This window comes from Streptomyces phytophilus (assembly GCF_013870535.1).
Classification (GTDB): Bacteria; Actinomycetota; Actinomycetes; order Streptomycetales; family Streptomycetaceae; genus Streptomyces; species Streptomyces phytophilus.
In genome coordinates, this window is the sequence record NZ_JACBXC010000265.1 from 1 (window position 1) to 6,114 (window position 6,114).

At 71.7% G+C, this 6,114-nt stretch carries 8 protein-coding genes and 1 pseudogene; 3 read left to right on the forward strand and 6 right to left on the reverse strand.

Annotated features, from left to right (window positions below):
• Both H5J30_RS14290 and H5J30_RS14295 read left to right on the forward strand, forming a co-directional pair.
• Positions 1 to 186, forward strand: a pseudogene (locus H5J30_RS14290) (hypothetical protein); the annotation flags it as partial.
• 72 nt (positions 187 to 258) lie between these two features.
• Complete coding sequence (locus tag H5J30_RS14295) at positions 259 to 480, forward strand: DUF2277 domain-containing protein (protein ID WP_181787814.1); 222 nt, start codon at positions 259 to 261, stop codon at positions 478 to 480.
• Between the two features lie 1,049 nt (positions 481 to 1,529).
• On the opposite strand, the gene H5J30_RS14300 is transcribed toward H5J30_RS14295, so the two are convergent.
• The 6 genes from H5J30_RS14300 to H5J30_RS14325 form a co-directional block, all read right to left on the reverse strand.
• Positions 1,530 to 2,348, reverse strand: a complete 819-nt coding sequence (locus tag H5J30_RS14300) for an SAM-dependent methyltransferase (protein WP_220188901.1) — start codon at positions 2,346 to 2,348, stop codon at positions 1,530 to 1,532.
• Between the two features lie 82 nt (positions 2,349 to 2,430).
• Entirely contained in the window at positions 2,431 to 3,192 is a 762-nt protein-coding gene (locus tag H5J30_RS14305; protein WP_181787815.1) for a hypothetical protein, read from the reverse strand.
• Between the two features lie 143 nt (positions 3,193 to 3,335).
• Entirely contained in the window at positions 3,336 to 3,512 is a 177-nt protein-coding gene (locus tag H5J30_RS14310) for a hypothetical protein (RefSeq protein WP_181787816.1), read from the reverse strand.
• Entirely contained in the window at positions 3,509 to 3,928 is a 420-nt protein-coding gene (locus tag H5J30_RS14315) for a recombinase family protein (RefSeq protein ID WP_181787817.1), read from the reverse strand. Before H5J30_RS14315 ends, H5J30_RS14310 begins: the two co-directional genes overlap by 4 nt.
• A gap of 121 nt (positions 3,929 to 4,049) precedes the next feature.
• A complete protein-coding gene (locus H5J30_RS14320) occupies positions 4,050 to 5,240 on the reverse strand; it encodes a helix-turn-helix domain-containing protein (protein WP_181787818.1) in 1,191 nt (396 codons plus the stop codon).
• A 75-nt stretch (positions 5,241 to 5,315) separates the two neighbouring features.
• A complete protein-coding gene (locus H5J30_RS14325) occupies positions 5,316 to 5,798 on the reverse strand; it encodes a GNAT family N-acetyltransferase (protein WP_181787819.1) in 483 nt (160 codons plus the stop codon).
• Positions 5,799 to 5,881: 83 nt separating this feature from the next.
• Here H5J30_RS14325 and H5J30_RS14330 point away from each other — a divergent pair.
• A partial coding sequence (locus H5J30_RS14330) for a TetR family transcriptional regulator (protein WP_181787820.1) occupies positions 5,882 to 6,114 on the forward strand: 233 nt, incomplete at its 3' end.

Here is a 6,114-nt window from a genome sequence, read left to right on the forward strand (position 1 = left end):
GCGTGCCTCCTGGCGGCCGATCTCTCGGGGCTCAGCAAGGCGGAGACGGAGCGGATCTGGCTGCCGTTCACGCTCTGGCTGCTGCCGGCCGCCGCCCTGCTCCCGGCCCGCGACCACCGGGCCTGGCTGGGCGCGCAGGCGGCGGTGGCGCTGGCCGTGAACCACCTGCTGATCACGAGCTGGTAGGCCGACCGCCGGCCGACGGGGTCCCCCGCCGGCCGTCTCCGGTTGTCGGACCTGCGGCGTACCGTCGTAAGTATGTGCCGAAGCATCAAGACCCTGCGCCCCCCGTACGCCGACACCGTCACGGACGACGACATGCGGGCGGCGGCCCTGCAGTACGTACGGAAGATCTCCGGCTTCCGCCACCCCGCCCCGCACAACGCCGAGGCGTTCGACAAGGCGGTGGCGGAGATCGCCGCATCGACGCAGGAGCTGCTGGACTCGCTGGTGGTCCGCGGCGGCAAGGGCGCCGCGTAGCCGTCCGTCTGTCGACCGCGGGTGGTCGGTGTGGCCCGTGCGGGACGGCGGGCGGGACGGATCTCCCCGCACGCCCGCCCAAGGGTATGCGGCTGGTCCGACAGCGGGGGGCAGCAGGGCGCTGAGCTGGTACGTCCTGGCTGTGCGGGCCGGGTGCGGGGGTACGGCGCCGGGGCGGGCGGTGCTTCGCCAGGTGGGCCGGTGTACGGGGGAGCGGCGAGGGGAGCGGCCGTGTCGCCGGGGCTCCCCCGGGCCACCCCGCTTTTGAGTGTGCGCGGGTGGGCGAAAGTCGGGCCCCGTGGGCGTTTTAGACCGGTTTCGGGGGTGGGTTACCGTGAGTTCGTCTCCGCGGCACGCACTCCGCGAGGCCCGGGTCGTCAGTGGCAGGCCACAGCCGGGTGCGTGCGGGCGTACGCGATCCGGGCGGGCTCGCCTCCCGGCGCCCTGGCCCCGCGTCTGCCGGGGCGTCGGCGATCGGGGCAGGCCCGGCGTCCGGCAGCCCGCTGCCCCGTCCGCCGGGCACGGCATTCGTAGTCCCGGTCGAGGGTGCCCGCTCCCTCCGGGCCACCCTTAGCTGCCGGTCTTTTACGGGCCGGAGTCCGGTGTCATGGGTGGGGCGGAGCCCCATCGCGCAGCGACGTTCCCGCAGCGAAGCGGAGGGAACGCCCTTGACACCGGGCGGAGGCCCGCACACTCAAAAGCGGGGTGGCCCGGGGGGAGCCCCTGCGACGCCCCTTTTCCCTTCGCCGACACCCCCGTACCCGGCACACGCAACGAACACCGGCATCCCGCACGCCGCCGCCCCGTCCGCCGGCCCACCCCGCGCACCACCGCCCGGCCGACGCCGTACCCCCGCACCCGCCCCGCACAGCGACCACGTACCCAGCCCAACACCCCGCGCACCCCCCGCTGTCAGACCAGCCGCATACCCTTGGGCGGGTGTGAGGGGGAATCCGGTCACGCCCGCCGTGCTGCACGGACCACACCAGCCCCCCGCGGCCGACAGACGGCTGCCCCGCGCGTTCCGCGCGGCCGCGGCTCGCACGGCGCTACGGTTTGCGGCCCACCGCGGCGAGCCCCAGGACCTGCGGCGGATCGCCGAACACGGTGTGCTCCGGGCGCCAGCGGCTCATGGAGATCACCCCCGGCTCCTGGAGCTCCAGGCCGTCGAAGAAGCGGCCGAACTCCTCCGGCCCGCGGGGGAACAGCGGTGTCGCCGCCCGCTCGTCCCAGTCCTCCCGGGCCTCGGCGTTGGCCTTCAGAGCAGTCTCGTCGGCGAGCGAGGGATCCATGGTGGCGTGCGTGGCGACCAGGAAGCTGCCCGGGGGCAGCGTGTCGAGCAGCCGGGCGACGATGCCGTACGCCTCGTCGAAGTCGGGGACGAAGTGCAGGATGCCCAGCAGCATGACGGCGACGGGCTCGCCGAAGTCCAGCGTCTTCGCCGCCCCCGCGAGGATCTCCTCCGGCCGGCGCAGGTCGGCCTCGATGTAGCTGCAGCTTCCCTCCGGGGTACTGGTCAGTAGCGCGCGGGCGTGCGCCAGGACCATCGGATCGTTGTCGACGTACACGATGCGCGCCTCCGGCGCGACCCGCTGCGCGACCTCGTGCGTGTTGTCCATCGTCGGCAGCCCCGTGCCGATGTCGAGGAACTGCCGCACCCCCGCCTCCCCGGCCGTGAACCGCACGGCCCGGCCGAGGAACCCCCGGTCGGCGCGGGCGATGTCGACGATCTGCGGGAAAACGGCCTTGAACTGGTCGGCGGCGGCGCGATCGACGGCGTAGTTGTCCTTGCCCCCGAGAAGGTAGTTCCACACCCGGGCCGACTGCGCCACACCTGTATCCACCCCTTGGCGGGGGTCCTGGTCCATGAGGAGTGCCCTCCTTCTCGTCCGTACCGCCCAACTTAGAGGGTCTCGGGGGGATGGTGGACACGGTCATCCCGCCCGCGTTCTAGGCGAGTTCGTGGAAGAACTCCGTGCCGTGGACGACACACCACCCGTCGGCGACCAGGTTGCGGGCGACGCCGGTCAACGCCGCACGCCCAGGCGATCCGTCCTCGCTCCACAGCGACCAGTTCGCGGAGACAGCCAGCTCCACCCGGCCGAAGTCCGAGGCGTGCAGCGTGATCGGCGCGCGCGCCCCGAGTCCCCGCATCTCGCGGGTCGGCCCGGCGACCCAGGCGGTTCCTCCCCGCCGCTGAACGGGCACGTTCGCGACCCGCCTCGCCTCGGCGACGTCCAGGGCGACGTGTGGGGTGGCATCCGGTGCGTACGGGCGGGGGAGCAGGGCGCGAGTGGCGTTGCACCACAGGTCCTTCCAGCCGACGTCGTGAGTGCCGGGCGCGGGAGAAGCCTGCGCCTCTGCGCGTTCCAGCCAGGCCGCGATGACCTCGGCGGACAGCTCCGGGACGGGCTCGACGACCGGGTCGACGTGCCAGGGGTCGACGACATCGAGCGCCTGCGGACCGGTCGGCCGGGCCGCGGCGCGGTCGTGGAGGAACCAGTGCGGGCGCTGCGGCTTTACTCCGGTGTCCGGGTAGCCGGTCTCGCGGTCGAGGCAGCCGACGACGGCCTCGGCGCTGAGGGGCCGCACGAGCGGCCAGAGACGCCGGATGCCGTGCGTGAGCCGCTCGACGGCGGACACGGCCCCCGGGCCCGGGCCCGGCTCCGCGAACGTCAGCGTCGGCCCACCGTCCTTGTGCTCGTAGACCACCTCTACACCCCGACGCCCGGCACCGCGGCGGCAGCCGGGCCGATCCCGGGCGGGCTGACGTGGACCATGGCGCGGAGCGTACCCCGCGTGTGCGGGGGCCCGCCCCCTGGCGGAGAGCACCCGGGGGGCCAGGGGGCGGGAGTTCAGTGCGCGGGGTGTCGGCGGATGAGGACGTTGGCGTCACTGACGGCGGACAGGTCCCCCGAGGCACGGGCGAAGGTCCGTCCCGCGGCCAACTCCGCACACCGCCCGCACCCGTCGGCGGGCGCGGGCTCGGCGAGCGGCCACCCGTCGGGGAGTTGAACCGGGTCGGTGCTCACGGCCGCGCCCTCCGCGGCAGCGGCGCGGTGACGGTGATGCGTCCGTGGCCGAGTTCGAGGTCGTTCTCGCCGCCGGTGGTCATGCAGTACCCACCGACTTGGTGCACCGCCAGCCGCAGGACGGCGCTGGCCTCCCGGTCCCGGCTGATCCGGTCCCAGGAGTCGACCAGACACACCGCGCGGGCGACGGCCTGCCGCATGGCGTACGTCATCGCGTCCCACTGCGGCCGCGGCCAGTTCGTCAACGCGGCATCCCCGCGGTCGGCCCACTCCCCGGCAACCACCCAGTTCCGCTCCACGGCGTACCGGCGGCATCGCGTTATGCGCTCGTCCAGAGCGGTAGTCGCGAGTGTGGCGTGCCGGTCGTAGAGGAACGCGAGTGTGGGCCGGGCGGGTGTGGCAGCAGGGCAGTCCATGACGTTCGCCTGTCGTCGGTGATCAGGTCGTCACCGAACGTAGAACGCCAGTGGTCATAGTCGCCATGGCACTCTCGACGGGTGCCCGCGGAAAACGCCAATGAGCGTTACCGTGTGCAGTTCACAGGGGCAGCCGGACAGTGTCTGCCAGTTCGCGCATCTCTGGGGTGAGTGTCCGTCGGCGTTCGACCAGCCGCCCAACGATGTCGCGCGCATAACGCTGGTGCGGCAACCACTCCGGCGCCTCCGCGCGCACTCTTTGCAATGTCGTCATCGCGTCCGCGTGGCGGCGCAGTCGTACCTGGGCATTCGCCACGTCCAAACGATGCCGACTCCAGTTCGCCAACGTCGTGCGCACCCCTCCGGCCGCCAGCGGTTTCGCCAAGGTCAGCACACGGTCGGGCTGATCCAGGATCATCGCGTTCTCGCACTCCTTGAGTGCGACCGTCGTGGGACCGAATGTGCGAATCGGATCCGCGCCAGACTGCTGCTCATGCCCGATCAAGATCGCTGCTGCCTGCGCCATCCGCAGAGCATCCGCCGCTGCCCCGTCCCGAGCATCCCGCACCGACGAATTGGACACGCGGAGCAGCATCCAGCCCCACGCAGCCAGCTCATCCGCTGTCGCCCGGGACAGTCGGGCCGGCTCGGCATCGTCCGCCCACCGAACCGCATACTCCTGCGCTTCTCCGAGGCGTCCCTGTCGCAGCAGCAGCCAGCACAAGGTATTGACCATCGCCATGCCTTGGATGTGATCCCCCGCATCCTGCAAGTGCACGGACATCAGCTCCTCGGCAGCGTCGAACTGACGAGTCTGGGTGAGCAGCCAACCCGTCAGGAGCATCACCCGGAACCGCAGGTGACGACCCTCCCGGGTATGGGAAGCCAGGATCTCGGCGTCTCGGAGCAGCGGGGGCAGCAGGTCCGCGATCTCGACGAACCGATGCTGGGCGCGGAGCCTCAGCGCGTCCTGCAATGCGGACCGCACACCTTCGGCAGTGGGAGGCTCGGTGATGTCGTCCGGTGGCGGAGAGGAAAGCGCCTTCCGCACGAGTGCCCAGCGGTCGAATGTGGGGGAGTCGACGGCTTCCTCGGTACGGCCGGAGATGAGGCTGCTGGTCGAGACGCGCAGCGCGACGGCGAATCTCCGGACCGTCTCCAGTCGGGTGTCAATGAGTTCGCCCTGTTCCAGCTTTCGGACGAGGGATACTGAGAGGCCGGCGGCGGCGGCCAGTTCCTTCTGTGTCAGTCCGCGGCGCTTCCGTACCGTCCGTACGCGGTCGCCGATGTGTTCTTCGGGGTGCTCGGACATCTGAACTCCCAGCTCTGCGGTGACACCAAAACCGTACCCGCGGGACACCCCTCGGGTACCCGCGAACAGGCCCCGTCACCCCGGGTTGTTCGCCTCTCCCAGGATCAGCATCACGTGTTCGTCCTCGCCGTTCCACTCCGAGCCCCTCCGCTGGAAGCCCAGCCGCTCCAGCAGTCGCACCGAGCCCTCGTTCCCCACAAACGGGTCCGCGTGCAGGGGGCGGTTCCGTTCCAGGGCCAGGAATGCGGACACCGCGCGGGTGCCTATGCCGCGGCCCCAGAACTCCCGGCCGAAGACGTAGCCCAGGAACCGGCGGTCGCCGTCCCACCACGCCACCACGTTCCCCGCGACCCGTCCGTCGACCTCCACGGTCTGCACCAGGCCCGTCGGGTTCTCCAGGATCCGTTTCCGCCAGTGCGTCATGAAGTGGTCCCGCTCGCGCGGCGGGAAGTGCGAGCGCCGTACGTTCTCCGGGTCGTGCTCGTGGGCCAGGAAGACTTCCAGGTCCTCCTCCACCACATCCCTCAGCCGCAGCTCTTCCGTCCCTTTTTCCGCCATGCCGCCGAGTCTGGCACCTGGCACTGACATCACCCCCCCCCGGCCTCTTGTTGAAGCTGTGAATCACTGCTTCAATCCTTCCTATGCCCTACCGCCGCACCCCCGCCGTCCAAGCGCGCCTGGACGGCCGGCGGGACGCCCTCCTCGACGCCGCCCGGGCGCTGCTCGCCGACGAGGGGTACGCCGGGTGCACCGTCGCCGCCGTCGCCGCCCGGGCGCGTATCGCCACCGGGAGCGTCTACCGGCACTTCCCCAGCAAGTCCGTGCTCGCCGTCGAGCTGTTCCGCAGCGTCGTCACCGCCGAGGTCGACGCCGT